Annotated in this window: 17 protein-coding genes and 1 pseudogene; 8 read left to right on the top strand and 10 right to left on the bottom strand. The window is 70.0% G+C overall.

Annotated elements, in window-relative coordinates; all coding sequences use genetic code 11:
• Positions 1 to 5: 5 nt before the first annotated feature.
• Entirely contained in the window at positions 6 to 1,457 is a 1,452-nt protein-coding gene (locus ABN273_RS21490) for an MFS transporter (RefSeq protein WP_349450728.1), read from the bottom strand.
• A gap of 96 nt (positions 1,458 to 1,553) precedes the next feature.
• On the opposite strand from ABN273_RS21490, the gene ABN273_RS21485 reads away from it, so the two are divergent.
• Genes ABN273_RS21485 through ABN273_RS21470 form a run of 4 tightly spaced genes read left to right on the top strand, consistent with a single transcriptional unit; the run spans position 1,554 to position 5,446 of the window.
• The gene (locus ABN273_RS21485) at positions 1,554 to 2,543 is read left to right on the top strand and encodes a sigma-70 family RNA polymerase sigma factor (RefSeq protein ID WP_349450727.1); all 990 of its coding nucleotides are present in this window, start codon (positions 1,554 to 1,556) and stop codon (positions 2,541 to 2,543) included.
• 43 nt (positions 2,544 to 2,586) lie between these two features.
• Complete coding sequence (locus ABN273_RS21480; protein ID WP_349450726.1) at positions 2,587 to 3,702, top strand: steroid 3-ketoacyl-CoA thiolase; 1,116 nt, start codon at positions 2,587 to 2,589, stop codon at positions 3,700 to 3,702.
• Positions 3,703 to 3,720: 18 nt separating this feature from the next.
• Positions 3,721 to 4,740: an MBL fold metallo-hydrolase gene (locus tag ABN273_RS21475; RefSeq protein ID WP_349450725.1), complete on the top strand. Its 1,020-nt coding sequence runs from the start codon at positions 3,721 to 3,723 to the stop codon at positions 4,738 to 4,740.
• Positions 4,741 to 4,765: 25 nt separating this feature from the next.
• Positions 4,766 to 5,446, top strand: coding sequence for a FadR/GntR family transcriptional regulator (locus tag ABN273_RS21470; protein ID WP_349450724.1), 681 nt, complete (start codon positions 4,766 to 4,768; stop codon positions 5,444 to 5,446).
• 57 nt (positions 5,447 to 5,503) lie between these two features.
• Here ABN273_RS21470 and ABN273_RS21465 read toward each other — a convergent pair whose 3' ends face one another.
• On the bottom strand, positions 5,504 to 5,779 hold the full coding sequence (locus ABN273_RS21465; protein WP_349450723.1) for a hypothetical protein: 276 nt from the start codon (positions 5,777 to 5,779) through the stop codon (positions 5,504 to 5,506).
• A 79-nt stretch (positions 5,780 to 5,858) separates the two neighbouring features.
• Between ABN273_RS21465 and ABN273_RS21460 the strand changes: the two genes are divergently transcribed.
• Both ABN273_RS21460 and ABN273_RS21455 read left to right on the top strand, forming a co-directional pair.
• On the top strand, positions 5,859 to 6,872 hold the full coding sequence (locus ABN273_RS21460; protein WP_349450722.1) for a LacI family DNA-binding transcriptional regulator: 1,014 nt from the start codon (positions 5,859 to 5,861) through the stop codon (positions 6,870 to 6,872).
• Positions 6,873 to 6,882: 10 nt separating this feature from the next.
• Positions 6,883 to 7,830 (top strand): DNA polymerase ligase N-terminal domain-containing protein, encoded by a 948-nt coding sequence (locus ABN273_RS21455; protein WP_349450721.1) that lies wholly within the window; start codon positions 6,883 to 6,885, stop codon positions 7,828 to 7,830.
• A gap of 236 nt (positions 7,831 to 8,066) precedes the next feature.
• Here the strand turns inward: ABN273_RS21455 and ABN273_RS21450 are convergent, their stop codons facing one another.
• Genes ABN273_RS21450 through ABN273_RS21420 form a run of 7 tightly spaced genes read right to left on the bottom strand, consistent with a single transcriptional unit; the run spans position 8,067 to position 15,432 of the window.
• On the bottom strand, positions 8,067 to 8,996 hold the full coding sequence (locus tag ABN273_RS21450; protein ID WP_349450720.1) for an aldo/keto reductase: 930 nt from the start codon (positions 8,994 to 8,996) through the stop codon (positions 8,067 to 8,069).
• Between the two features lie 59 nt (positions 8,997 to 9,055).
• Positions 9,056 to 10,045, bottom strand: a complete 990-nt coding sequence (locus ABN273_RS21445; protein ID WP_349450719.1) for an ABC transporter permease — start codon at positions 10,043 to 10,045, stop codon at positions 9,056 to 9,058.
• Positions 10,042 to 11,523 carry a sugar ABC transporter ATP-binding protein gene (locus tag ABN273_RS21440; protein WP_349450718.1) on the bottom strand — a complete coding sequence of 494 codons (1,482 nt, stop codon included), beginning with the start codon at positions 11,521 to 11,523 and terminating at the stop codon, positions 10,042 to 10,044. The genes ABN273_RS21445 and ABN273_RS21440 overlap by 4 nt, the downstream gene beginning before the upstream one ends.
• Entirely contained in the window at positions 11,523 to 12,545 is a 1,023-nt protein-coding gene (locus ABN273_RS21435) for a sugar ABC transporter substrate-binding protein (protein ID WP_349450717.1), read from the bottom strand. The genes ABN273_RS21440 and ABN273_RS21435 overlap by 1 nt, the downstream gene beginning before the upstream one ends.
• Before the next feature lie 15 nt (positions 12,546 to 12,560).
• Complete coding sequence (locus ABN273_RS21430) at positions 12,561 to 13,295, bottom strand: SDR family NAD(P)-dependent oxidoreductase (RefSeq protein WP_349450716.1); 735 nt, start codon at positions 13,293 to 13,295, stop codon at positions 12,561 to 12,563.
• Entirely contained in the window at positions 13,292 to 14,590 is a 1,299-nt protein-coding gene (locus ABN273_RS21425; RefSeq protein WP_349450715.1) for an L-fuconate dehydratase, read from the bottom strand. Before ABN273_RS21425 ends, ABN273_RS21430 begins: the two co-directional genes overlap by 4 nt.
• A complete protein-coding gene (locus ABN273_RS21420; RefSeq protein ID WP_349450714.1) occupies positions 14,587 to 15,432 on the bottom strand; it encodes a fumarylacetoacetate hydrolase family protein in 846 nt (281 codons plus the stop codon). The genes ABN273_RS21425 and ABN273_RS21420 overlap by 4 nt, the downstream gene beginning before the upstream one ends.
• A 552-nt stretch (positions 15,433 to 15,984) precedes the next feature.
• On the opposite strand from ABN273_RS21420, the gene ABN273_RS21415 reads away from it, so the two are divergent.
• Positions 15,985 to 17,169 (top strand): cytochrome P450, encoded by a 1,185-nt coding sequence (locus ABN273_RS21415; protein ID WP_349450713.1) that lies wholly within the window; start codon positions 15,985 to 15,987, stop codon positions 17,167 to 17,169.
• A 156-nt stretch (positions 17,170 to 17,325) separates the two neighbouring features.
• On the opposite strand, the pseudogene ABN273_RS59530 reads toward ABN273_RS21415, so the two are convergent.
• A pseudogene (locus ABN273_RS59530) lies at positions 17,326 to 17,682 on the bottom strand (putative endonuclease domain-containing protein); the annotation flags it as partial.
• 871 nt (positions 17,683 to 18,553) lie between these two features.
• Between ABN273_RS59530 and ABN273_RS21405 the strand changes: the two are divergent.
• The gene (locus ABN273_RS21405; protein ID WP_349450711.1) at positions 18,554 to 24,037 is read left to right on the top strand and encodes an ATP-binding protein; all 5,484 of its coding nucleotides are present in this window, start codon (positions 18,554 to 18,556) and stop codon (positions 24,035 to 24,037) included.
• Positions 24,038 to 24,104: the final 67 nt, after the last annotated feature.

Raw genomic sequence — 24,104 nt, 5'->3', positions numbered from 1 at the left:
GGGGGTCAGCGGCCCGCGTGGAGTGGGAGCTCGTCGTGGGCCTCCTCAGCAGGCTCAGGGCGTTCCGGCTTGAGCACCGTGAGCGCGATGACGAAGGACACCGCGACGAGGGCCGTCCCGATCAGGAACGCGAGCTGGTACCCGCCGGTCAGCGCCTCCGCCTCGGACCGGCCCTCGGCGGCGAGCCGGCCGGTCCGGGTGGCCGACAGCGTGGCCAGCACGGCCAGCCCCATCGCGGCGCCCACCTGCGTGGTCGTGTTCACCAGGCCCGAGGCCAGCCCGGCGTCGTCCCGCGTGGCGCCGGACATGGCCAGCGCGGCCAGCGCCGGGAACGCGCCGCTGATTCCCACACCGAGCAGCAGCGTCGCGGGCAGCACGGCCACCAGGTAACTCCCGCCCACCGGGACCCGGGCGAACAGCGCCAGCCCGGCGGCGATCAGCGCCAGCCCGCCCAGCAGGGTGGTCCTGGCGCCGAACCGGGTGACCAGCCGCTCGGAGTAACGCAGCGACAACACCCCCATCAGGACACTCTGCGGCAGGAACGCCAGGCCCGTGGCGAGCGAGTCGTACCCGAGCACCCGCTGCAGATACAGCGTCCCCAGGAAGAACATCCCGAACATGCCGGCCACGGTCAGCGCCTGGATGGCGTTCGCGCCGGAGACGTTCGCGGAGCGGAAGATCCGCAGCGGGACCAGCGGCTCGCGGGCCGTGGCCTCGCGCAGCACGAACAGCAGGAGCAGCAGAACGGAGGCGCCCCCGAGCGACAGCGTCTGCGCCGAGCCCCAGCCCAGCTCGGCGGCGGGCTTGACGATCGTGTAGACCCCCAGCATCAGGGCCGCGGTGATCAGTACGGCGCCCAGCAGGTCGGCGCCCCGGCCGAGGCCGACGCCCCGGTCCCTGGGCAGCAGCTGCATCGACGCCACCCCGGTGGCCAGCCCGATGGGGATGTTGACGAAGAAGATCCAGTGCCAGTTGATGCCCTGCGTGAGCACGCCACCGGCCAGCAGTCCGATCGAGCCGCCCGCGGAGGCGACGAAGCTGTAGAAGCCGAGGGCCTTGGCACGCTCGCGCGGCTCGGGGAACATGGTGACGATCACGCCCAGGATGACGGCCGAGGTCATCGCGCCGCCGACGCCCTGCACGAACCGCGCGGCGATCAGCACCTCCTGGCTGCCCGCCAGCCCGCACGCCAGCGAGGCCAGCACGAACACCGCCAGCCCGGCGAGGAAGACGCCCCTGCGCGAGGTCAGGTCCCCCAGCCGGCCCGCCAGGAGCAGCAGGCCCCCGAAGGCGATCAGGTACGCGTTCACGACCCAGGCGAGGCTGGACTGGGTGAAGCCCAGGTCGTTCTGGATCGCGGGCAGCGCCACGTTCACCACGGTGACGTCGAGGACGATCATCAGCATTCCGGTGCACAGCACGGCCAGCGCCATCCAGCGCGAAACGTTCGAAATCATGGTCATTCCCTTGGCCCGCAAATGGTTCGCCTTAATGGACCGGCCGTGCGGTGGAAACTCATCGGCTTGTCAGTGGCGAGGTCTATACAGAGAGGTATGACCGACAAGCCGACAACCGAGGAGTTCCTCCAGCAGGCTGATCCGATGCGGCGCGAGCTGCTCGCGCACTGCTACCGGATGATGGGCTCGGTGCACGACGCGGAGGACCTCGTCCAGGAGACGTACCTGCGCGCGTGGCGGGCCTACGACGGCTTCGAGGGGCGCTCCTCGCTGCGTACGTGGCTCTATCGCATCGCCACCAGCGCCTGCCTGACCGCGCTCGACAGCCGCGGCAGGCGGCCGCTCCCCACCGGTCTCGGCGCCCCCAGCACCGAACCGGCCGCTCCCCTGGTGCAGAACAACGAGGTGCCGTGGCTGGAGCCCGTGCCCGACGCGCTGGCGGGCGCGGCCGGCGACGACCCCGCCTCGATCGTGACCTCGCGCGAGAGCATCAGGCTCGCCCTCATCGCCGCGCTGCAGCACCTGCCGCCCCGGCAGCGCGCGGTGCTGGTCCTGCGCGACGTGCTCAAGTGGAAGGCCGCCGAGGTGGCCGAGGCGCTTGAGACGTCCACCGCGGCCGTCAACAGCATCCTCCAGCGGGCCCGCGCCCAGCTCAACCAGGTGCAGCCGAGCCCCGACGACCCGGTCGAGCCGCTGTCGCCCGAGCAGCGGGCCCAGCTCGAGCGTTACGTGGCGGCATTCGAGAACTACGACTTCGACAACCTGGTCTCCCAGTTCACCAAGGACGCGATCTGGGAGATGCCGCCCTTCGTCGGCTGGTACCAGGGGACGGAGACGATCGTGGAGCTCATGAAGACGCGGTGCCCCGCCAAGGGCCCCGGCGATCTCAAGCTGGTGCCGGCCGCCGCCAACGGGCAGCCGGCCTTCGCCATGTACTTGCGCGAGGACGGCGTCTACCGGCAGTTCTCGCTCATGGTGGTGACGTTCTCCGGGGAGCGGATCAGCCACGGCGTCATGTTCTTCGAGAAGAAACTGTTCGAGACGTTCGGCCTGCCGGAGGTGCTGGAGGGTTCCGCGACAAAGTAGAACGCGTTACAGTCGGTGCCAGAGCATCGTTCTGGAGGCGACTGTGGGCACACCTGTGATCGTCGAGGCCGTTCGCACTCCCATCGGCAAGCAGGCGGGCTGGCTGGCCGGGCTCAAGCCACAACAGGTCCTGGCCACCGCGATGAACGGGCTCGTCCAGCGCTCGGGGATCGATCCTGCGGTCGTCGGCCAGGTCTTCGCCGGGTGCGTGACGCAGGCGGGCGAGCAGGGCGGGCACGTCGGGCGATACTCGTGGCTGTATGCCGGGCTGCCGTACACGGCCGGGGTGACGACCGTGGACGCGCAGTGCGGGTCGTCGCAGCAGGCGGTGCACCTCGCGGCGGCGTTGGTGAGCTCGGGCGTGATCGAGGCGGGCATCGGGTGCGGCGTCGAGGTGATGAGCCGGGCCCCGCTCGGCAGCAACGTGGCGCCGGCCAGGGCCAAGCCGGACGACTGGAGCGTCGACCTGCCCGACCAGTTCACCGCCGCCGAGCGGATCGCGCGGCGGCGCGGGCTGACGCGGGAGCGGCTCGACTGGTTCGGGGCGCGCTCGCAGCGGCTGGCGGCCAAGGCATGGGCCGACGGGCGGTTCGAGCGGGAGATCGTACCCGTCGGGGACGTACGCAGGGACCAGGGACTACGCGAGACCACGGTCGAGACACTGGCCAAGCTCAAGCCCGTCGCCGAGGGCGCGCTGCACACCGCGGGCACCTCGTCGCAGATCTCCGACGGCGCCGCGGCCGTGCTGGTGATGAGCGAGGAGGCGGCCGCACGGAACGGGCTGCGGCCCAGGGCGCGGATCCTGGCGCAGGCGCTCGTGGGCGCGGAGCCGCACTACCATCTGGACGGGCCGGTGGAGGCCACGGCCAAGGTGCTGGCGGCGGCCGGGATGACGATCGGCGACATCGACAGGTTCGAGGTGAACGAGGCGTTCGCGTCGGTTGTGCTGTCGTGGGCGAGCGTGCACGAGCCCGACTTCGACCGCGTCAACGTCAACGGAGGCGCCATCGCTCTCGGGCATCCGGTCGGCGCCACGGGCGCGCGGCTGATCACCACGGCGCTGCACGAGCTGGAGCGCTCCGATTCGGCCACCGCCCTGGTCACGATGTGCGCCGGCGGTGCGCTGGCCACGGCCACCGTCCTGGAGCGGGTCGGTTAGCACAACGAGATGGGGCGCATGAAGAGCAGACGCAGGCCGTACTCCGAGCAGCGGCCGCAGGACCTCGGCGGCGGGGTGTGGAGCGTGCCGGTGCCGATCCCGGGCAATCCGCTCGGCTACACCCTCGTCTACGCCCTCGAGTCGCCCAAGGGGCCGGTGCTGGTCGACGCCGGGTGGAACCATCCGGACGCCTGGGAGGCGCTCAGCGGCGGGCTCGCGGCGCTCGGGCTCGACGTGAGCACGGTACGCGGGGTGGTCGTCACCCATTTCCATCCCGACCACGCCGGGCTCGCCGGGCGGGTCAAAGAGCGGTCCGGGGCGTGGATCGCCATGCACGAGAATGACGCGGCGCTGGTCAGGCTCATGCACGAGTATCCGCCCGACGAGCACGAGAGCTTCCAGTCCGACATGCTCAGGCGGGCGGGCGCCGACCCCCGCGAGGTGCGGCAGGCGGTGAGCCGCCCGACGCCGCCCGCCCTGCCCGACCGCGAGCTGCGCGACGGCGACCTGGTGGACCTGCCGGGGCGCAAGCTGCGGGCCGTGCACACGCCCGGCCACACCCCCGGGCACATCTGCCTGCACCTGGAGGACGCTGACCGGCTGTTCACCGGCGACCACGTCCTCCCCGACATCACTCCCCACGTCGGGATATATCCGTACGACCGGGACGATGTCGATCCATTGGGTGACTTCCTGGACTCCTTGGCCCGGGTCGGCGAGCTGGGGCCGCTCGACGCCCTCCCCGCACATGAGTGGATATTTCCGGATGTGGCCGCGCGAGCCGCCGAGATCCGCCACCATCACGAGGAGAAGCTCGAACGGCTGCGCGCCCTCCTGGCCCAGCGGCCGGAGCCGCAGACCATCTGGGAGGTCGCCGCGATGATGACGTGGAACAGGCCATGGGACGACCTGTCCCCCATGCTGAGAGGCATGGCGGCCGGAGAGGCGGCGGCGCACCTGCGCGCCCTGGAGGCCAGGGGTGAGGTTCGCCGGGTCCCCGGTGTCGATCCGGTCCGCTTCCAGGCTCTAGACTCCTAGACATCCGATGTCTAGGGAGAGAAGCGTGGCGGTCACCGACGCGGCCATCGACAAGATCAAGCAGATGATCGTCTCCGGCGAGCTGGCTCCAGGCGACCGGCTGCCCAAGGAGGCCGACCTCGCCGAGCGCCTCGGCCTGTCACGCAACTCGCTGCGTGAGGCCGTACGCGCACTGTCCCTGATCAACGTGCTCGACGTACGTCAGGGCGATGGCACGTACGTCACCAGCCTGGAGCCGCGCCTGCTGCTCGACACCATGTCGTTCGTGCTCGATCTGCACCGCGACGACACGGTGATCCAGTTCTTCGAGGTCAGGCGCATCCTGGAGCCGGCCGCCACGGCGATGGCGACCGAGCTGATGACCGATGAGGACATCGCGGAGCTGCGCATGATCCTCGAGTCGCTGCCCGCCGAGCCCACGGTCGAGGAGCTGGTGGCCAACGACCTCCAGTTCCACCACCGGATCGCGCGGGGATCGGGCAACAGCGTGCTCTGCTCGTTCATCGAGAGCCTGTCAGGTCCGACCACTCGGGCCCGGATCTGGCGCGGGCTCACGCAGGAGGGCGCGATGGAGAAGACGCGGGAGCAGCACTCCGCGATCTACGAGGCCATCGCCGCCCGCCAGGCCGACGTCGCCCGCTCCTGGGCGACCGTGCACGTGGCGGGCGTGGAGTCGTGGCTGCGCAAGGCGCTGGAGCTGGACTGATCACCGGGCACATGCCGTCGTACGGCGCTGTGGCTGCTCAAGGACCTCGAAACCCGTTCACGAGGCTTTCACGACGTTGAACGAGATGGGCGGGAGCACCACGTTCAGCCGGTCCCCGTCGATCGTCGCGCCGACGACCGCGGCGGCGGCCACGTCGTACTCCTCCTCGATGATGCGCGGCGCGTGCGCCCAGTCGAGGCTGCCCTCGCCGCCGAACAGGCTGTGCGACCAGACGTTCCACTCGTCGAAGGAGACCTTGAGCCGCTTGCGGCTGCCGAGCTTGGCCGCCACGTGGTCGGCCGTCGCCACCACGCCCTGGATCTGCTGCTCCATCTCCACCGCCGAGGCCAGGTTGGCCCATCTTTACATCGTTGTATTCAACGTTGTAAAGAACCGCATACACTTTCTGCCCATGGACAAAGCTCGCGTCGGCCTCAAGGACGTGGCCCGCCTGGCCGGCGTCTCGGTGAAGACCGTTTCCAACGTGGTGAACGGCTACGTGCACGTCACACCGGCTACCAGGACCCGGGTCGAGGCGGCCATCAAGGAGCTCGACTACCGGCCCAACCTGTCGGCCAGGAACCTGCGGCAGGGCCGCACCGGGATCATCGCCCTGGCCGTGCCCGAGCTGGACACCCCGTACTTCGCGGAGCTGGCCAGGTTCGTGGTGGCGGCGGCGGAGGAGCGGGGGCTGACGGTGCTGATCGACCATACGGGCGCCTCCCGCGAGCGGGAGCAGCTCGTCGCCGAGGGCTTCCGCGCCCGCCTGATCGACGGCCTGATCTTCAGCCCGCTGGCCCTGACGCCCGAGGACCTGGCCGCCCGCATGGACGACACGCCGATGGTGCTGTTGGGCGAGCGGATCTACGAAGGTCCGGCCGACCACATCGTGGTGGACAACGTGGCGGCGGCCAAGGAGGCGACCCTGCACCTGGTCTCGCTCGGCCGCCGCCGCATCGCCGCCATCGGGGCCAAGGACGACGAGGCGGCGGAGACGTCCCGGCTGCGCCTCGAGGGCTACCGCCGGGCACTGGAGGAGGCGGGGCTGCCGCAGGACGACCGGCTGGTGGTCCCCGTGGAGGCGTACCACCGGGCGGACGGGGCCCGCGCGATGGCCGAGCTGCTCGACTCCGGCGCGGCGCCCGACGCGGTCTTCTGCTTCAGCGACCTCCTGGCCCTGGGCGCCCTGAGGACCTTGCTCGAGCGCGGCCTCGCGGTGCCGGGTGACGTGGCGCTGGCCGGCTTCGACGACATCGAGGACGGCCGGTACGGCACCCCCACCCTGACCACGATCTCCCCCGACAAGCAGGCGATCGCCGGCCAGGCGGTGGACCTGCTGGCCGAGCGCATGGCCGACGTATCCAGAGAGGCACGTGAGATCCGGGTGCCGTACCGGTTGATGATCCGGGAAAGCACGGGCGGGTAGTACCCCTGTCGTGTCCGACAAACTGGAGCGATACCGGAGTAAACGCGACGCCAGCCGCACCCCCGAGCCCATCCCCTCGTCGCCGCCCTCCACCGGAGCCGGCAACGCGTTCGTCATCCAGGAGCACCACGCCCGCTCCCTCCACTGGGACCTGCGCCTGGAGCGCGACGGCGTCCTCGTCTCCTGGGCCGTCCCGAAGGGCCTGCCTGCCGACCCCGGCACGAACCACCTGGCCGTGCGGACGGAGGACCACCCGATGGAGTACCTCACGTTCCACGGCGAGATCCCCAAGGGCGAGTACGGCGGCGGCACGATGACCATCTGGGACACCGGCACGTACGAGACGGAGAAGTGGTCGGACCGCGAGGTCAAGTTCGTCCTGCACGGGAAACGAGCCTCCGGGCGTTTCGTGCTCTTCCAGACGCGGGGGAAGAACTGGATGATCCACCGCATGGACGCCCTGGCCCGGGACCCGTTCCCGCAGGTCGGGCCCATGCTTCCCACGGAACGCGCCAAACCGCCGAAAGACGTCTCTGCCTACGCGTTCGAGTTCGCGTGGGGCGGGCGGCGCCTGCTCGTGCCCATCGAGGGCGGGCGCACCACGGCCGCGCGCGAGCATCCGTGGCTGCGGGAGCTGGCGAGGTCGTTCGGCAGCCGCACGGCGATGCTGGACGGGGAACTGGCCACGCTGGGGGGCGCCGAGATCCTGGTGTTCTACGACCTGCTGTACGACGACGGCCATTCGCTGGTCGGCCAGCCGTACACGGTCCGGCGGGCGGCGCTGGAGGCGCTGGAGCTGGCGGGCGGCCACTGGCAGACCGCCCCGTCGTGGCCGGGCGAGGCGGACCCCGTACGCCGGGCCGCCCGCGAGCAGGGCCTGCCCGGGATCGTGGCCAAGCGCCTCGACTCCCCGTACGAGCCCGGGCCGTCGAAGTCCTGGCTGTTCCTCCCCTCCTGACCCCGACCCGGGCGGACCGGGGCGCGGTGCGTGGCGACCCCTCCGCTGTCGAGCCGCGGTAACGACCTTGACCTCAGCGCCACGGCCGCCGCTCGCGAGGGACGGCCGCACGCCCGCCCGCCGATGGGACAGCGAGCCGCCCCACTCCGGAGCAGCCGCGGCGTCCGGCGGCAGCGCCGTCGCCGGGCCTGGCCAGGGACGGCCCTACCGTCCGGCGGCCGTAAAGCCCTGCGGCCTCAGCCGGCCCCTTCCGACGACAGCAGGCCCTCCGACTTCAGCTCCTCCCACACCTCGTCCGGGACCGGGCGGGACCACAGGGCTGCGTTCGTGGTGACCTCCTCGGGCGAGCGGGCGCCCAGGACGACCGAGGCGACGGCCGGGTGGCACAGGGGGAAGGCCATGGCCGCCTGGGGCAGCGTGACGCCGTGGCGCTCGCAGACCTCCGCGATCCTCGTCGCCTTCTCCAGCAGCGGCGCCGGAGCGGGCTGGTAGTTGTACGTGCCCGACGGCCGCGGCGTGGCCAGGATGCCGCTGTTGAAGACGCCCGCCGCCAGCACCCTGACCCCGCGCCGGACGCACTCCTCAAGGAGCGGCAGGCCGGACTGGTCGAGCAGGGTGTAGCGGCCCGCGAGCATGACGACGTCGATGGAGGTCTCCTGGACGAAGCGCAGCGGCGCCTGCCACTGGTTCATCCCGACGCCGATCGCCTTCACCACGCCCTGCGCCCGCAGCTCGGCCAGCGCCGGGTACGCCTCCGCGAGCGCCTGCTCGAGGTGGTCATCGGGGTCATGGATGAGTGCGATGTCGACGGACGGGAGCCCGAGGCGGGCCAGGGACTCCTCCAGTGACCTGCGTACGCCGTCGCCGGAGAAGTCCCACACCCGTTGGAGCTCGGCGGACACGTCGAAGCCCTCGTCGTCGCGGCCGCCCTGCGATGGCGCGGGCACCAGCAGGCGCCCGACCTTCGTGGAAAGGACGTAGCCCGAGCGGCCTTCGAGAGCGGCGCCGAGGCGGCGCTCCGAGAGGCCGAGCCCGTAGTGGGGCGCGGTGTCGAACAGGCGCACCCCGCTGTCCCACGCCGCGTCGATCGTGGCGCGCGCCTGCTCCTCCGGCACCTCCTGGAACAGGTTGCCGATCGGAGCCCCGCCGAAGCCGTGACGCGACAACTCGAGCCCGCCGGCCCGAGACCCACCTTCGGAGCCGGTCCGAGGCTCATCGATCCCGCTCAATCCTGTGCCTTTCCGCCCGCGATCCGGCTGATCATCAGTGCAACGAGGATGATCCCGCCGTAGATCACCGGCTGCCAGAAGCCCGAGACGCCGATGAGGGTCAAGATGTTCTGGACAAGACCGATCACCAGCACGCCGGTGAGCGCCCCCAGGATCGTGCCCTTGCCGCCGTCCATGCTCACGCCGCCGATGACCGCCGCCGCGAACACCATGAAGATCCATCCGACACCCTGGTTGTTGCCGATCGCCCCGAGGCGGCCGGTCTCCAGGATCCCGGCCAGCGCCGCCAGCGTGCCGCCCAGGATGAACACCCCGTACAGCACCCGATCCACCCGGATGCCGGCGGCGCGGGCAGCGTCGGCGTTGCCGCCGATCGCGTAGAGCGCGCGGCCGAGCCTCAGGTAGCCCAGGCCGAAGATGCCCGCCGCGAACAGCGCCCCGGCGATCCAGATGGCGGCGGGCAGGCCGAGCCACACGGCGCTGCCCAGGTAGAGGATCGAGTCGGGGAGCTGGAAGAGCGTCTTGCCCTCCGTCGGCCCCTGCAGGAAGCCGTGCAGGATGATCAGCATCGCCAGCGTGACGATGAACGCCGACAGCTGGAACCTGATGATCAGGAAGCCGTTGAACGCCCCGATGGCCGCGCCGATCAGCAGGGCCAGCGGGATCACCAGCGCGCCCGGCAGCCCGATGCCGAAGCCGCCGGCCGCCGCCGGGATCACCAGCATCACCGCGATGGCCGGCGCGGTGCCGACCGTCGACTCCAGCGAGAGGTCGAACTTGCCGGCGATGAGGATCATCGCCTCCGCCAGCACGAGGAGCGAGATCGCCGCCTGCTGCTGGAGCACGTTCGTGAGGTTGCCCGCCGTCAGGAAGGTCGGGTCGAGGAACGCGCCCACGACGAGCAGGATCACGATCACCGGCACCAGCGTCAGGTCACGGAACCTGGCCAGGCGCACCCGAGGGGCCGGCGCAGTCAAAGTGGTCAATCTTCTATGCCTTCCATCACGGCCACGAGCTCGTGGTCCGTCCAGCCACGCGGCACGTCCTTCACGACCCTGCCGTGGAACATCACCAGCACCCTGTCGCAAATGCGCAGGTCGTCGAGCTCATCGGAGACCACCACGGCCCCGGCTCCGCGCTCGACTGCGTCCTCGACGGCGCCGAGCAGGGCCTGTTTGGCCTTGACGTCGACGCCGGCGGTCGGGTTGATCACGACCAGTACGGTCGGGTCGTCCACGAGCGCCCGCGCGAACACCACTTTCTGCGCGTTACCTCCGGACAGATCGCCGACCGGCTGGTCGGGCCCTTCCGTCTTGATGTCGAGGTTTTTGATCAGCTCGCCGGCCTTGGCCCGGCGGCGCGCCGGCGACACGATCCCATACCGGCCCAGCTTGCGGGCGATCGGGAACGTGGCGTTCTCCCCCACCGAGAGCAGCGGGACGAAGCCCTCGTGGTGGCGGTCCTCCGGCACGAACCCGAGGCCGGCCCTCATGGCGGCGGGCACGTCACCCGGCTTGACCTGGGTGCCGTTGACCGTGACCGTGCCGGAGTCGGCTTTGCGCAGCCCGACCAGGGTCTCGGCCAGGCCGACCTTGCCGCTGCTCGCGGATCCGGCCAGGCCGACGACCTCACCCGATTTAACGGAAATATCAACATCTGCGTAGCGGCCGCCGAGCGAGAGGCCCTCGCCCGACAGCACCACCGTGGCGCCGGGCGTGCGGGCGCGCGACTCGTACGCCACCGTGGCCTCGCCCGTCATCGCGGCGACCAGCTCGTCGTGCGGGAGGCCGGCCACCGGCCTGGTCACGATGTGCCGCGCGTCGCGGAAGACCGTGACGCTCTGGCAGATCTCGTAGACCTCGTCGAGGTGGTGGGAGATGTACATCATCGTGACGCCCTGCTCGCGCAGCGAGCGCATGCGGGCGAACAGCCGCTCGATGGCCGGCCCGTCGAGCCTGGCGGTCGGCTCGTCGAGGATGATGAACCTGGCGCCGAACGACAGCGCGCGGGCGATCTCCACGAGCTGGCGCTGCTCGACGGTCAGGTCGCCGGCCAGCGCCTGCGCGTCGACGTCCACCTCGTACGTCTCCAGCAGCTCGCGAGCCCTGGTCCGCAGCGCCCGCCAGTTGATCTTGGCGCCCATGGTCGCCTGGCGGTTGAGGAAGAGGTTCTCCGCGACCGTGAGCGCAGGGATGATCGTGGACTTCTGGTAGACGCAGGCGACGCGCTGCCGCCAGGCGTCACGGTCGGCGAGGGCGGGCGCCGGCTCTCCCGAGAACAGCACCTCGCCCTCATCGGCCGGCTGGAGCCCGGTGAGGATCGACACCAGGGTGGACTTCCCCGCGCCGTTCCTGCCGACGAGCGCATGGGTCTCGCCCTCGGCGATCGCGATCCCCGCGCCGTTGAGCGCGACGGTCGGGCCGAAGCGCTTGACGACATTTCGAGCTTCAACGTGATTTTTCATCACTTGACCTGATTACCCCAAAGGCTCTTGTCGTCCACGTTGTCCTTTGTCACGAGCGGCGCGGCGAGCTGGTCCTCCAGGCCGTTCGGGAGCTGGATGATCGTGCTGTCGTGGTCGGTCGGGCCGGGCTTGAACGTCTTGCCCTCCAACGCGGCCTTGGCGTAGAAGAGCGCGTACTTGGCATACAGGTCGGCCGGCTGCGACACCGTGGCGTCGATGTCGCCCCTGCGGATCGCCTCGTACTCCTGGGGGATGCCGTCGTTCGACACCACGAAGATGTGCTTGGGGTCGCTCGGCGGGAAGAGCAGACCCTTCTGCTTCAGCGTCTGCAGGGTCGGGGCCAGGTGGGCGCCGCCGGCGTGCATATAGATGCCCTTGATGTCAGGGTTCTGCTCGAGGCGGGTCTGCAACATGGACGCGGCCTTGCTGCCCTCCCACTCGGTGGGCTCGCTGAACACCGTGATGCCGGGGAACTTGGTCTTCATGCACTCGAGGAACGCCTCCGACCTGTCACGGCCGTTGATCGAGCTGAGCGCGCCCTGGAGCTGCACGACCTTGCCCTTGCCGCCCAGCTTCTGTCCGAGGAACTCGCAGGCCTTCGTCCCGTACGCGCGGTTGTCGGCGCGTACGACCATGTAGACCTTGCCCTTGTCCGGACGGGTGTCGACGGTCACGACGGGGATCTTCTTGTTCTCCAGCTGCTGCAGGAGGTTGGCGACTGCGCCGGTGTCCTGCGGGGCCATGACGATCGTCTTGGCGCCCTGACCGATCAGCGCCTGCACGTTGTTGACCAGCTTGGCCACGTCGTTCTGCGAGTTGGTGGGGGTCATGAGGTCCACCTTGAGCTCGCCGGCCATTTGAGGGACGTACTTGATGTAGGAGTTCCAGAAGTCGGAGTCGGCCCGCGGGTGGTCAATGCCGATCTTCCCGCCGCCGCCACCTCCTCCCGTCGTTGCGCCGGAGCCACACGCGGTGACGACCGCCAAGAGGGCCGCCGCCGCGACCGCCGATCCGAACTTCATGGGGGGTTACCTTTCTTAGTGGTTTGCCCTGATCCGGAGCCCCTGCATGCCGCCGTCGACCGCGAGCGCGGTCCCGGTGGTCGCGCCGGCTTCTGGGCTGGCGAGGTAGGCGATCGCCGCGGCGACCTCCTCCGCGCTGACCAGGCGGCCCATTGGCTGCCTGGCGTTGAGTGCGGCCCGCTCCGCCTCGGGGTCGTCGGCCGTGTCGAGCAGCCTGCCGACCCACGGGGTGTCCGCGGTGCCCGGGTTGACGCAGTTGACCCGAATGCCCTCATGGATGTAGTCCGCGGCCATCGCGAGCGTCAGCGACAGCACCGCGCCCTTGGTCGCGCTGTAGAGCGCCCGCTGCGGCAGCCCGGCGGTGGCCGCGACCGAGCAGGTGTTGACGATCGAGGCGTGCTCGGACCTCCTGAGGTACGGCAGCGCCGCCCGCGCGACCCGGACCATGCCGAGCACGTTGACGTCGAACACCTTCTGCCACTCGCTGTCCGGGTTGTCCTCGATGGTGCCCTGCGCGCCGATGCCCGCGTTGTTGACGAGCACATCGATGCCGCCCAGGCGGTCGGCGGCCTCCGCCACCGCGGCGCGCACCCCCGCGTCATCCGTCACGTCGACCTTGATCCCGATGAACGGCTCGCCGGGCGGGTTGACGTCGAGGCAGGCGACCTTCATGCCGCGCTCGGTGAGCAGGGTGGCCGCGGCCAGGCCGATGCCCGAACCGCCGCCGGTCACGATCGCTTTCAGGCTCACACGTCCCTCCAGACCTCGCCGCCGGGGAACGTGTGGGCGGCAATCGACTCCGCGTGCATCTCCGCGCTGAAGCCGGGCTTGGACGGTGCCACGTACCTGCCGTTGCGAATGACGACCGGGTCCACGAAGTGCTCGTGGAGGTGGTCGACGTACTCGATCACGCGGTTGTCCATGGAGCCGGTGACGGCCGCGTAGTCGAACATCGACAGGTGCTGCACCAGCTCGCACAGCCCGACACCGCCCGCGTGCGGGCACACCGGCACGCCGAACTTGGCCGCCAGCAGCAGGATCGCGAGGTTCTCGTTGACGCCGCCGACCCTGGCCGAGTCGATCTGCAGGTAGGAGATGGCGTTGGCCTGCAGGAGCTGCTTGAACACGATGCGGTTCTGGACGTGCTCGCCGGTGGCCACCGGGATGGGCTCGATGCCCCTGGCGATGGCGGCGTGGCCGAGCACGTCGTCGGGGCTGGTCGGCTCCTCGACCCAGTGGGGGTTGAACTCGCGCAGCGCGTTGATCCACTCGATGCCGGAGCCGACGTCCCAGCGCTGGTTGGCGTCGACCGCGATCGGGAAGTCGGGGCCGCAGACCTCGCGGGCCACCCTGAAGCGGCGCCGGTCGTCGTCGAGGTCGGCGCCGACCTTGAGCTTGATCTGCTTGAAGCCCTGGCTGAGCGCCTCCTTGCACAGCTTGCGCAGCTTCTCGTCGCCGTAGCCCAGCCACCCGGGGGACGTCGTGTAGGCGGGGTAGCCGTCCTCGATGAGCCGGCTTATCCGCTCTTCCTTCCCCTCCTCCGCGTCTCTCAGAATCTGAAGGGCTTCGTCGCGCGTCAGGGCGTCGCTCAGGTAGCGGAAGTCGACGAGATCGACGATCTCCTCGGGGGACATCTCGGACAGCAGCCGCCACAACGGCTTGCCCGCCCGCTTGGCCTTGAGGTCCCACAGGGCGTTGACCACGGCGGAGATCGCCATGTGCATGACGCCTTTCTCCGGGCCCAGCCAGCGCAGCTGCGAGTCGTTGACCATGTCCTTGTAGAGGGTGCCGAGGTCTTCGACGTCCCTGCCGAGCACGTAAGGCCGGAGCGCGCTGATGGCCGCGGTCTGGATGTCGTTGCCGCGCCCGATCGTGAACGCGAACCCGTGCCCCTCGAACCCGTCGTCGGTCTTGAGCACGACATAGGCCGCGGAGTAGTCGGGATCGGGATTCATCGCATCCGAGCCGTCGAGCTCGCGCGAGGTCGGGAAGCGCACGTCGTGCGTGTCCATCCCGATGATCCGGTACGAGCCTGGAGTCGTCATGCCTGCCCCACCGTCTGGCGCTGCCGCCCGAGCCCTTCGATCTCCAGCTCCATCACGTCACCCGCACGCAGGTACGGCTGCCCCGGCATGCCCATCGCCACGCCGGCGGGCGTGCCCGTGTTGATCACGTCGCCCGGCTCCAGGACCATGAACTGGCTCAGATAGCGCACGATCTCGGCCACATCGAAGATCATGTTCTTCGTGTCGCCATCCTGGCGCGTCTCGCCGTTCACCCAGAGCCGCAGGGCCAGGCTCTGCGGGTCGGCCACCTCGTCCGCCGGCACCAGCCAGGGGCCGAGCGGGTTGAACGTCTCGCACGACTTGCCCTTGTCCCACTGGCCGCCGCGTTCGAGCTGGAACTCGCGCTCGGAGACGTCATTGGAGATCGCGTACCCGGCGATCACACCGAGCGCCTCCTCCCGGCTGCCCAGGTAGCGGGCCTCCTGCCCGATGACGATCGCCAGCTCCACCTCCCAGTCGGTCTTCACGCTGCCCCGGGGGACGAGCACCTCGTCGTACGGACCGATGACGGTGTTGGGCGCCTTCATGAACACGACCGGCTCGGCCGGCACATCCAGCCCGGACTCGGCGGCGTGGTCGCTGTAGTTCAGGCCGATACAGACGACCTTGCCTGGACGCGCGACCGGGGCGCCGATGCGCAGCTCCTCGGCGTCTACGACGGGCAGGGCACCGCGCTCGAGCGCGTCCCGGACGCGCGCCACTCCCCCGGAAGCGAGGAAAGCCCCATCGATCTCGGGCTCTCCGATGTCGCGCAGGTTACCGGCATCGTCCATGACCACCGGACGTTCCTGACCGACAGGTCCTACTCGCAGCAGCTTCACACCGCATCCTTCACATATACATCGGATGTCTCGTTTCATGATGCTCGTGCGACCAGCCGGAGGATGTCAAGGGTGCCGAGTGGGATACATCCGATCCGTGACCTCGAAAGACATCCCCAAGAGCCGGTCAACGCCTGTGAATCGACTTAACCGCTCCGATGGCTGCGTTCACATACACGAATGTACGCCCTCCAAAACATCGGAGGTAAAACCCGCCCCAAGGCGCGCCGCCGGAGCGGTTGCGCGCAGGTCACGGCTGCGACCAGTACACCTACCCGCAATCAAAACGGCACACCCACGCCCCTACCCCGCGATCCGGCTTTCGAAGATCGCCAAGCCGCCGATCGACCCGAACAGACACCACGCCGCACCCACCTCAGACGACGTCAGGTCACCAGAGACCCACAAAGCCCTGTCGGCGCCCGCAACTCATTGCCGCCGCCACATGCAGCCATCACGCAACTACATTCCTCCTTGACGACCGTACAGGGACGTAATAGAACACGTTTCAATAGGCATTTAACCAAGCGCTTGATCAAGAGGGTGAATCGGGTGCACATCGACCTCGTCGACAGGGACATTTACGCGACAACCGGACCACCACTCGAACAGCTAGCCTGGCTTCGCGCGAACTCCCCCGTTCACTGGCACGAGGGCGCGCCCGGCTTCTGGGCCGTCACCCGATACGAGGACGTGGTCCACGTATCGCGGCACTCGGACATGTTCTCCTCGCACAGGAAGCTCGCCCTGTTCGAAGAGCTGACCCAGGAGCAGATCGATCTTCAGCGTCACATGATGCTCAACCAGGACCCGCCCGAGCACACGAAACGGCGTTCCCTGGTCAACCGGGGCTTCACCCCGCGCACGATCGGAGCTCTCGAAGAGCACATCCGTGACATCTGCGACGACCTCCTCGACAAGTGCACCGGCGAGATCGACTTCGTCACCGAAGTCGCCGCGCCGCTGCCTCTGTATGTGATCTGCGAGCTGCTCGGCGCGCCCGTGGCCGACCGCGACAAGCTCTTCACCTGGTCCAACCGCATGATCGGCAGCCAGGACCCCGACTACTCGGAGAGCCCCGAGGAGGCGTCGGCCGCCGCCATGGAGGTCTACGCCTACGCCAACGAGCTCGCGACGCGGCGCAGGGACACCCCGAAGAACGACATCGTCACCAAGCTGCTCCAGCCCGACGAGCATGGCGAGACGCTCGACCAGAACGACTTCAACCTCTTCATCCTCCTGCTGGCGGTGGCCGGCAACGAGACCACCCGCAACGCGGCCTCTGGCGGCATGCTCGCCCTCTTCGAGCACCCGGACCAGTGGGACCGCCTGGTCGCCGACCCCACCCTCGCCAAGACCGCCTCCGACGAGATCGTCCGCTGGATCTCCCCGGTCAATCTCTTCCGCCGCACCTCCACCACCGACCAGGTGCTGGGCGGGCAGGAGATCAAGGCCAACGACAAGGTCGTCGTCTTCTACGCCTCCGCCAACCGCGACGCCACGGTCTTCCCCCACCCCGAGGTCTTCGACATCACCCGCGACCCGAACCCGCACATCGGCTTCGGCGGCGGCGGCGCCCACTTCTGCCTCGGCAACCACCTGGCCAAACTCGAACTCCGCATCCTCTTCGAACAACTGGCCCGCCGCCGCCCCAACCTCCGCCAAACGGGCCCGGCGCGCCGGTTGCGCTCGAACTTCATCAACGGCATCAAGGAACTCCCCGTCGCGGTCGGGTAATCGGACGCGGGAACGGCGGCGGGCGGCGCGGATGCGGCGGAGGATACGGTTGGTGCGTTCCGGTCCGGGCTGCCAGCCGCGCTCGATCAGGGCGTCGGCCACGTGTTGGAGGAGGTCGGCGAGCTGGCCGGGGATGACGTCCCGCCGGACGGCGATCACGCGCCAGCCCCGTCGCCGGAGCTCCGCACGGCGATCGGCGTCGCGTTGCTGGTCGGCAGCCGCGGTGTGGTGCTCCTGGCCGTCGTACTCGACTGCGATCTTGAACTCCTCCCAGCCCAGATCGAGGTACGCGAACCGGTCTCCGTCCAACTCGACCCTGATCTGGGTGGCGGGCCTGGGAAGGCCGCCCTCGACGAGGATGCCCCTGAGCCAGCTCTCTCTGGGAGAGGCGGCGCCCCGGTCGGCCAGTCCGAGCGTGTCACGCAGCCGCCAGGAGTTGAACGGGCGATGCCACAGGGCTTCGAGATCGACACCCCTGCGGGCGAACTGGTCGAGGATCGCCACCGCCTCCATGCGCGGCAGCCAGCGGGCGCAGTCGAGGGCTGTGCGCTCCATGGTGGTGAGGCGGACGCCTTTGTGCGTGGTGATGTCCTCGGGCGGAAGGGGTGCCATGTAGGTGACGCAGCCGGGGAGCGCCAGATGGCTGGGGCCGGTCAGCTCTATGGGCCAGTCAGCTTCCGAGGCTGCCAAGACGTTCAGGCCCCAGATGTGCGCGGCCGTCTGGCGGCAGGCGACGGCCTGCGGGACCGCTCGGGTGACTCGGCCGGCGCGCTCGATCACGGAGGGGCGAAGGGCCGCAAGCGGATGGTCATCCTCCTCTCGGATGGGCGGCGTGTCATCGGGAGGCGCCGCCTCGGAAGGGAGCGCCTCGGAAGGGAGCGCCTCGGAAGGGAGCGCCTCGGGAGGGGGTGCTCCTTCGGGCCGGGCACCGACCGGCTCTCCTCCAGAGGCGTCGGGGTCGATGGTCGGATTGCTCTGGAAGGCCATGCGTGCGGCTGCGCTGAGGGTGAGTGGCGAGGGCGAGAGGTGGGGCTGAGGCATGGCGCCTAGGGTGCTACGGCGGGCTATCCCGCCGGGCGACCGAATGGGGTTCTGTGGACGACGTCGACTTTTCCACAATCAGGGAGGCGCTGCGGGCCGCCTGGCACCGCCCCTTTCGCTGACGATCGCCTCATGTTTGTGGCAGAGCTTGCGTTGAACGGCGACTGAGAGGGTTAGCCGGCCCGCTCTTTTGTGGGGTCTCCACAACGCAGCAGCCCAGCCATGCGCGATGCGGGACATTGGTATATCTGGCGGCAATCGAGCAGGGTTGAAACAGGTGCAGGCGACGCTCCGGAACCCGGACGTCGCCTCATGCGCGTAGAGGTATTGGGAGGCTCAGCCGGTGTTCAGTCGTGTCGCCATCGTCAATCGTGGAGAGGCCGCGATGCGGCTCATCCACGCCGTCCGTGATCTTTCGGCGGAGACCGGGACGCGGATCGAGACGGTCGCCCTCTACACTGACGCCGACCGCAACGCGACCTTCGTCCGAGAAGCGGACATCTCCTACTCGCTGGGTCCCGCCTCGGCCCGCCCGTACCTCGACCACGCCGTCCTGGAGCAGGCGCTGATGGAGACCGGGGCCGACGCCGCGTGGGTCGGCTGGGGGTTCGTCGCCGAGGATCCGGCGTTCGCCGAGTTGTGCGAGAAGATCGGCGTCACCTTCGTCGGGCCGAGCGCGGAGGCGATGCGCAAGCTCGGTGACAAGATCGGCGCCAAGCTCATCGCCGAGGAGGTCGGCGTCCCGGTCGCGCCGTGGAGCCGCGGCGAGGTCGCCACCCTCGAGGACGCGCTGCGCGCCGGCGACGAGATCGGCTATCCGCTGATGCTCAAGGCGACCGCGGGCGGCGGCGGGCGCGGCATCCGCATGGTCGCCTCGAAGGAGGAGCTGGCCGACGCCTACGAGCGCACCAGCCTGGAGGCGCTTCGCGCATTCGGCTCCGGCGTGGTCTTCCTGGAACGCCTGGTCACCGGCGCCAGGCATGTCGAGGTCCAGGTCATCGCCGACGGGCAGGGCACCGCGTGGGCGCTGGGCGTCCGTGACTGCTCAGTGCAACGGCGCAACCAGAAGATCATCGAGGAGTCCGCCTCGCCGGTCCTGTCGATCGAGCAGACCGCCGAGCTGAAGGAGTCGGCCGAGCGGCTCGCGGTGGCCGTAGGCTACTGCGGCGCCTGCACCGTCGAGTTCCTCTACCATCCCGGCGAGAAGCTGTTCGCCTTCCTCGAGGTCAACACCCGGCTGCAGGTCGAGCACCCGATCACCGAGATCACCACCGGCACCGACCTGGTCCGGCTGCAGTTGCACGTGGCGAGCGGCGGGAGGCTGGAAGGCCCCCAGCCGGTCGAGGCCGGCCACGCCGTCGAGGCCCGGCTCAACGCCGAGGACCCCGACCGTGACTTCGCGCCCGCCCCGGGCCGTATCGCGCGCCTGGTGCTGCCCACCGGGCCCGGCATCCGCGTGGACACCGGAGTCAGCGAGGGCGACACCATCCCGGCCGACTTCGACTCGATGATCGCGAAGATCATCGCCTATGGTCGCGACCGCGAGCAGGCGCTGGGCCGGCTGCGCCGCGCGATGGCCGAGACCACGGTGATCATCGAGGGCGGCGCCACCAACAAGAGCTTCGTGCTCGATCTGCTCGACCAGCCGGAGGTGATCGACGCGAACGCCGACACCGGCTGGATCGACCGTGTGCGTGCCGCGGGCCGCCTGGTCAGCCACCGGCACTCGGCGATCGCCTTGGCCGCCGCCGCGATCGAGGCCTACCAGGACGAGGAGGAAGTCAGCATCCAGCGGCTGCTGTCCACCGCGCACGGTGGGCGCCCGCAGGTGCAGCACGACTCGGGCCGCCCGCTGGAGCTCAAGCTCCGCGGCGTCGGCTATCGGGTGAGCGTGGCCCGGGTCGGACACAGGCGGTTCCGCGTCGGCATCTCCGCAGGCGGTGACGTACACCCGGCGGACGTCTCGGTCGAGCGGTTCGACGCGCACAGCGGCCACATCGTGGTCAACGGCCGCCGGTTCCGGCTGGTGTCGGCCACGCACGGGCCGATCCACCTGGTCGAGGTGGACGGCGTGACGCACCGGATCAGCCGCGACGAGGGCGGTGTCGTCCGCTCTCCCGCGCCCGCGCTGGTGGTCGCGACACCGCTGTCGGCCGGCGACGAGGTCGAGTCGGGCGCGCCGATCCTGGTGCTGGAGAGCATGAAGATGGAGACGGTGCTGCGCGCGCCGTTCCGCGCCCGCGTCCGTGAGTGCTCGGTGTCGGTGGGCAGTCAGGTCGAGACCGGCGCGCCGCTGATGCGGCTGGAGCCGCTGCCCGACGGGGGCGCCAAGGAGGCGGAGTCGCCCGCCGGAGCCGTCGAGATCGAACTGCCCGCGGAGCCCGCGGGGGCAGCCGCGGCCGAGCAGCTCGAACGCGGCCTGCAGGACCTGCGCAGCCTGCTGCTCGGCTTCGACGCCGACCCACACGACCGCGAGCGGGTGCTGCCGGCCTACCTGGCCGCACGCGCCGAGCTGAGTGAGCGGCCGATCAAGGGCGAGCTGGACCTGCTCACCGTGTTCGCCGACCTGTCCGAGCTGAGCCGCAACAAGCCGGGCGGCGAGCTCAGCGTGGAGCCTGACAGCCAGGTGCACAGCCCGCGCGAGTTCTTCCACAGCTTCCTGCAGAGCCTCGATGTCGAGCGCGCCGGCGTCACGGAAAGCTTCCAGGCCAAGCTCACCAAGGTCCTGGCCCACTACGGCATCGCCGACCTCGAGCGCACGCCGGAGCTGGAGGCCGCAGTTTTCCGGATCTTCCTGGCCCAGCAGCGGATGAGCACCGGCGTCGCGATCGTGTCGCAACTGCTGCGCCAGTGGCTGGCCGACGCGCCGCCGTTCGAGCCACTCAGCGAGCGCGCAGGGCTCGCCCTCGAGCACCTGGTCGAGGCCACACAGGTGCGCTTCCCCACGGTGTCCGACCTGGCCCGCGGCGTGGTGTTCCGCTGGTTCGCCCAGCCGCTGCTGCGCCGCAACCGCGCCAAGGTCTACGCCGCGGTACGCAAGGAGCTGCGTCACCTGGACCGCAACCCGGACGCGCCGGACCGCGCCGAGCGGATCCAGGTCATGGTGGCCAGCGCCGAGCCGCTGGTCCGTCTGATCGGTCAGCGGATCGGCCGGCCAGGACGCGACCACGCGCCGCTGCTGGAGGTGCTGACCCGCCGCTACTACGGCAACCGCGGACTCGCCGAAGTCACCGCGGTCGACGCCGCCGGTTGCCGGCTCGTCACCGCCGAGCACACCGGGCCGGGTGGGGCGACCCGCGTGGTCACCACCGCCGTCGACATCGCCGCCCTGCCCGACGCCATCGGCGCCGTCGCCACGTTCGCCGCCGACGTCGCCGGGCAAGAGCTGGTCGCCGACCTCTACGTCACGTGGGAGGGCCAGCCGGACGCCGACACGATGGCGGTGCGGCTCGGACAGCTCCTCGCCGAGCACGCGCAGCCTGAGGGTGTCCGCCGGATCACCATCATCGTCGCCGGCACCAGCGGCGCCGTGATGCACCACCACTTCACCTTCCGGCCCGACGGCGCGGGTTTGGCGGAGGACCGGCTGATCCGCGGCCTGCACCCGCAGATCGCACAGCGCCTGCAGTTGCAGCGGCTGCGCGAGTTCGACCTCACTCGGCTGCCGTCCGCGGACGAGGAGATCTATCTGTTCAAGGCCGTCGCGAAGAGCAACCCGGCCGACGAGCGACTCATCGCGATGGGCCAGGTCCGCGACCTGACTCCGCTGCGTGAGGCCGACGGCAGGCTGGTCGCGCTGCCCGCGGTGGAGGACGCGCTCGCCGCGGGCCTGGACGCGATCCGCAACATCCAGGCGCAGCGCCCCCAGGGCAAGCGGTTCGACACCAACCGGATCATGATGTACGTCTGGCCGTCGACCGAGCTGTCCACCGACGAGCTGAACGCGCTGGTCCATCGCATCCTGCCGACCACGGCGGGCGCGGGGCTGGAGGAGGTCCAGTTCGTGGCCCGCCAACGCAACACCGCCGGCGAGCTGAGCGAGGTCGCCGTGCGGATCACCCTCGACCCGGGCAACGGCGCGAGCCTGGAGGTCGGCAAGCCGTCGACGGAGCCGGTGCAGCCGCTGGACGACTACCGCCAGAAGGTGCTGCGCGCGGCCCGGCGCGGGAACGTCTACCCGTACGAGCTGACCGGCCTGCTCGCCGGGCCGGCGGGCAGCTTCGTCGAGCACGACCTCGACGACCACGGCGCGCTCGTGCCGGTGGACCGGCCGAAGGGGAAGAACTCCGCGGCGATCGTGGCAGGCGTCGTCACGACGCCGACCGAGCGGCACCCCGAAGGCGTCACCCGCGTGGTCCTGCTCGGCGATCCGACGAAGGCGCTGGGCGCGCTGTCGGAACCGGAGTGCGCGCGCGTGATCGCCGCGCTCGACCTCGCCGAGCGGATGCGGGTCCCCCTGGAGTGGTTCGCGCTGTCGGCGGGCGCGCGGATCTCGATGACCTCGGGCACCGAGAACATGGACTGGGTCGCGGCCGCGCTCAAGCGGATCGTCACCTTCACCCAGGACGGCGGCGAGATCAACATCGTGGTCGCCGGAATAACCGTGGGCGCCCAGCCGTACTGGAACGCCGAAGCGACAATGCTCATGCACACCAAGGGCATCCTGGTGATGACGCCGGACTCGGCGATGGTGCTCACCGGCAAGCAGTCCCTGGACTTCTCCGGCGGCGTGTCGGCCGAGGACAACTTCGGCATCGGCGGCTACGACCGCGTCATGGGGCCCAACGGCCAGGCACAATACTGGGCGCCCAACCTGCCGGCCGCCCGCGACGTGCTGATGGCGCACTACGACCACACCTACGTCATGCCCGGTGAGACAGCGCCGCGGCGGGGCCGCACCACCGACCCGGCCGACCGCGACGTCTCCGAGTTCCCGCACGCGATCGCCGGCAGCGACTTCACCACTGTCGGCCAGATCTTCTCGGCCGAGCACAACCCCGACCGCAAGAAGCCGTTCGACATCCGCACGGTGATGCGCGCACTGTCCGACCAGGACCACCCGGTGCTGGAGCGCTGGGCAGGCATGGCCGACGCGGAGACGTCCGCGGTGCAGGACGTGCACATCGGCGGTTGGCCGGTCTGCCTGATCGGCATCGAGTCGCGGTCGGTGCCGCGGCGCGGCTTCCCGCCCACTGACGGGCCGGACACCTACACCGCGGGCACGCTGTTCCCGCGGTCGTCGAAGAAGACCGCACGGGCGATCAACTCGGCGTCCGGCAACCGGCCGCTGGTGGTGCTGGCGAATCTGTCCGGGTTCGACGGCTCGCCGGAGTCGATGCGCAAGCTCCAACTGGAGTACGGCGCGGAGATCGGCCGGGCGATCGTCAACTTCGACGGGCCGATCGTGTTCTGCGTGATCTCCCGCTACCACGGCGGCGCGTTCGTGGTGTTCTCCAAGGCGCTCAACCCGAACATGACCGTGCTGGCGCTGGAGGGCTCGTTCGCCTCGGTGCTCGGCGGCGCCCCGGCGGCTGCCGTGGTGTTCTCCGGCGAGGTGAACAAGCGCACCGCGACCGATCCGCGGGTGACCGGACTGCAGACGCAGGTCTCGGCAGCCAGCGGCGCCGAGCGGGCGGCGCTGCACGCCCAGCTCGCCGAGGTGCAGTCCGCCGTCCGGGCGGAGAAGCTCGCCGAAGTGGCCGCCGAGTTCGACCGGGTGCACAGCATCCAGCGCGCGGTCGAGGTCGGCTCGGTGGACGCGATCATCAGCGCCGCCGAGCTGCGGCCGCGGATCATCGAGGCCATCGAGCGCGCACTGATGCGATGAACGTCTGATCGCTCCTGATCCGGCCCGCCGGCGCGACCTCACGCGCCGTCACGGGCCGGACTTCTGG

The sequence above is a fragment of the Nonomuraea sp. B19D2 genome (assembly GCF_040137845.1).
Lineage (GTDB): Bacteria > Actinomycetota > Actinomycetes > Streptosporangiales > Streptosporangiaceae > Nonomuraea.
This window is presented reverse-complemented; position numbering and strand designations above follow the sequence as displayed.

What these genes read in the sequence shown, in the direction of transcription:
- ABN273_RS21490 (WP_349450728.1), bottom strand. Translation starts at nt 1,457, where the DNA reads ATGATTTCGAACGTTTCGCGCTGGATGGCGCTGGCCGTGCTGTGCACC.
- ABN273_RS21485 (WP_349450727.1), top strand. Translation starts at nt 1,554, where the DNA reads ATGACCGACAAGCCGACAACCGAGGAGTTCCTCCAGCAGGCTGATCCG.
- ABN273_RS21475 (WP_349450725.1), top strand. Translation starts at nt 3,721, where the DNA reads ATGAAGAGCAGACGCAGGCCGTACTCCGAGCAGCGGCCGCAGGACCTC.
- ABN273_RS21465 (WP_349450723.1), bottom strand. Translation starts at nt 5,779, where the DNA reads ATGGAGCAGCAGATCCAGGGCGTGGTGGCGACGGCCGACCACGTGGCG.
- ABN273_RS21460 (WP_349450722.1), top strand. Translation starts at nt 5,859, where the DNA reads ATGGACAAAGCTCGCGTCGGCCTCAAGGACGTGGCCCGCCTGGCCGGC.
- ABN273_RS21440 (WP_349450718.1), bottom strand. Translation starts at nt 11,523, where the DNA reads ATGAAAAATCACGTTGAAGCTCGAAATGTCGTCAAGCGCTTCGGCCCG.
- ABN273_RS21435 (WP_349450717.1), bottom strand. Translation starts at nt 12,545, where the DNA reads ATGAAGTTCGGATCGGCGGTCGCGGCGGCGGCCCTCTTGGCGGTCGTC.
- ABN273_RS21425 (WP_349450715.1), bottom strand. Translation starts at nt 14,590, where the DNA reads ATGACGACTCCAGGCTCGTACCGGATCATCGGGATGGACACGCACGAC.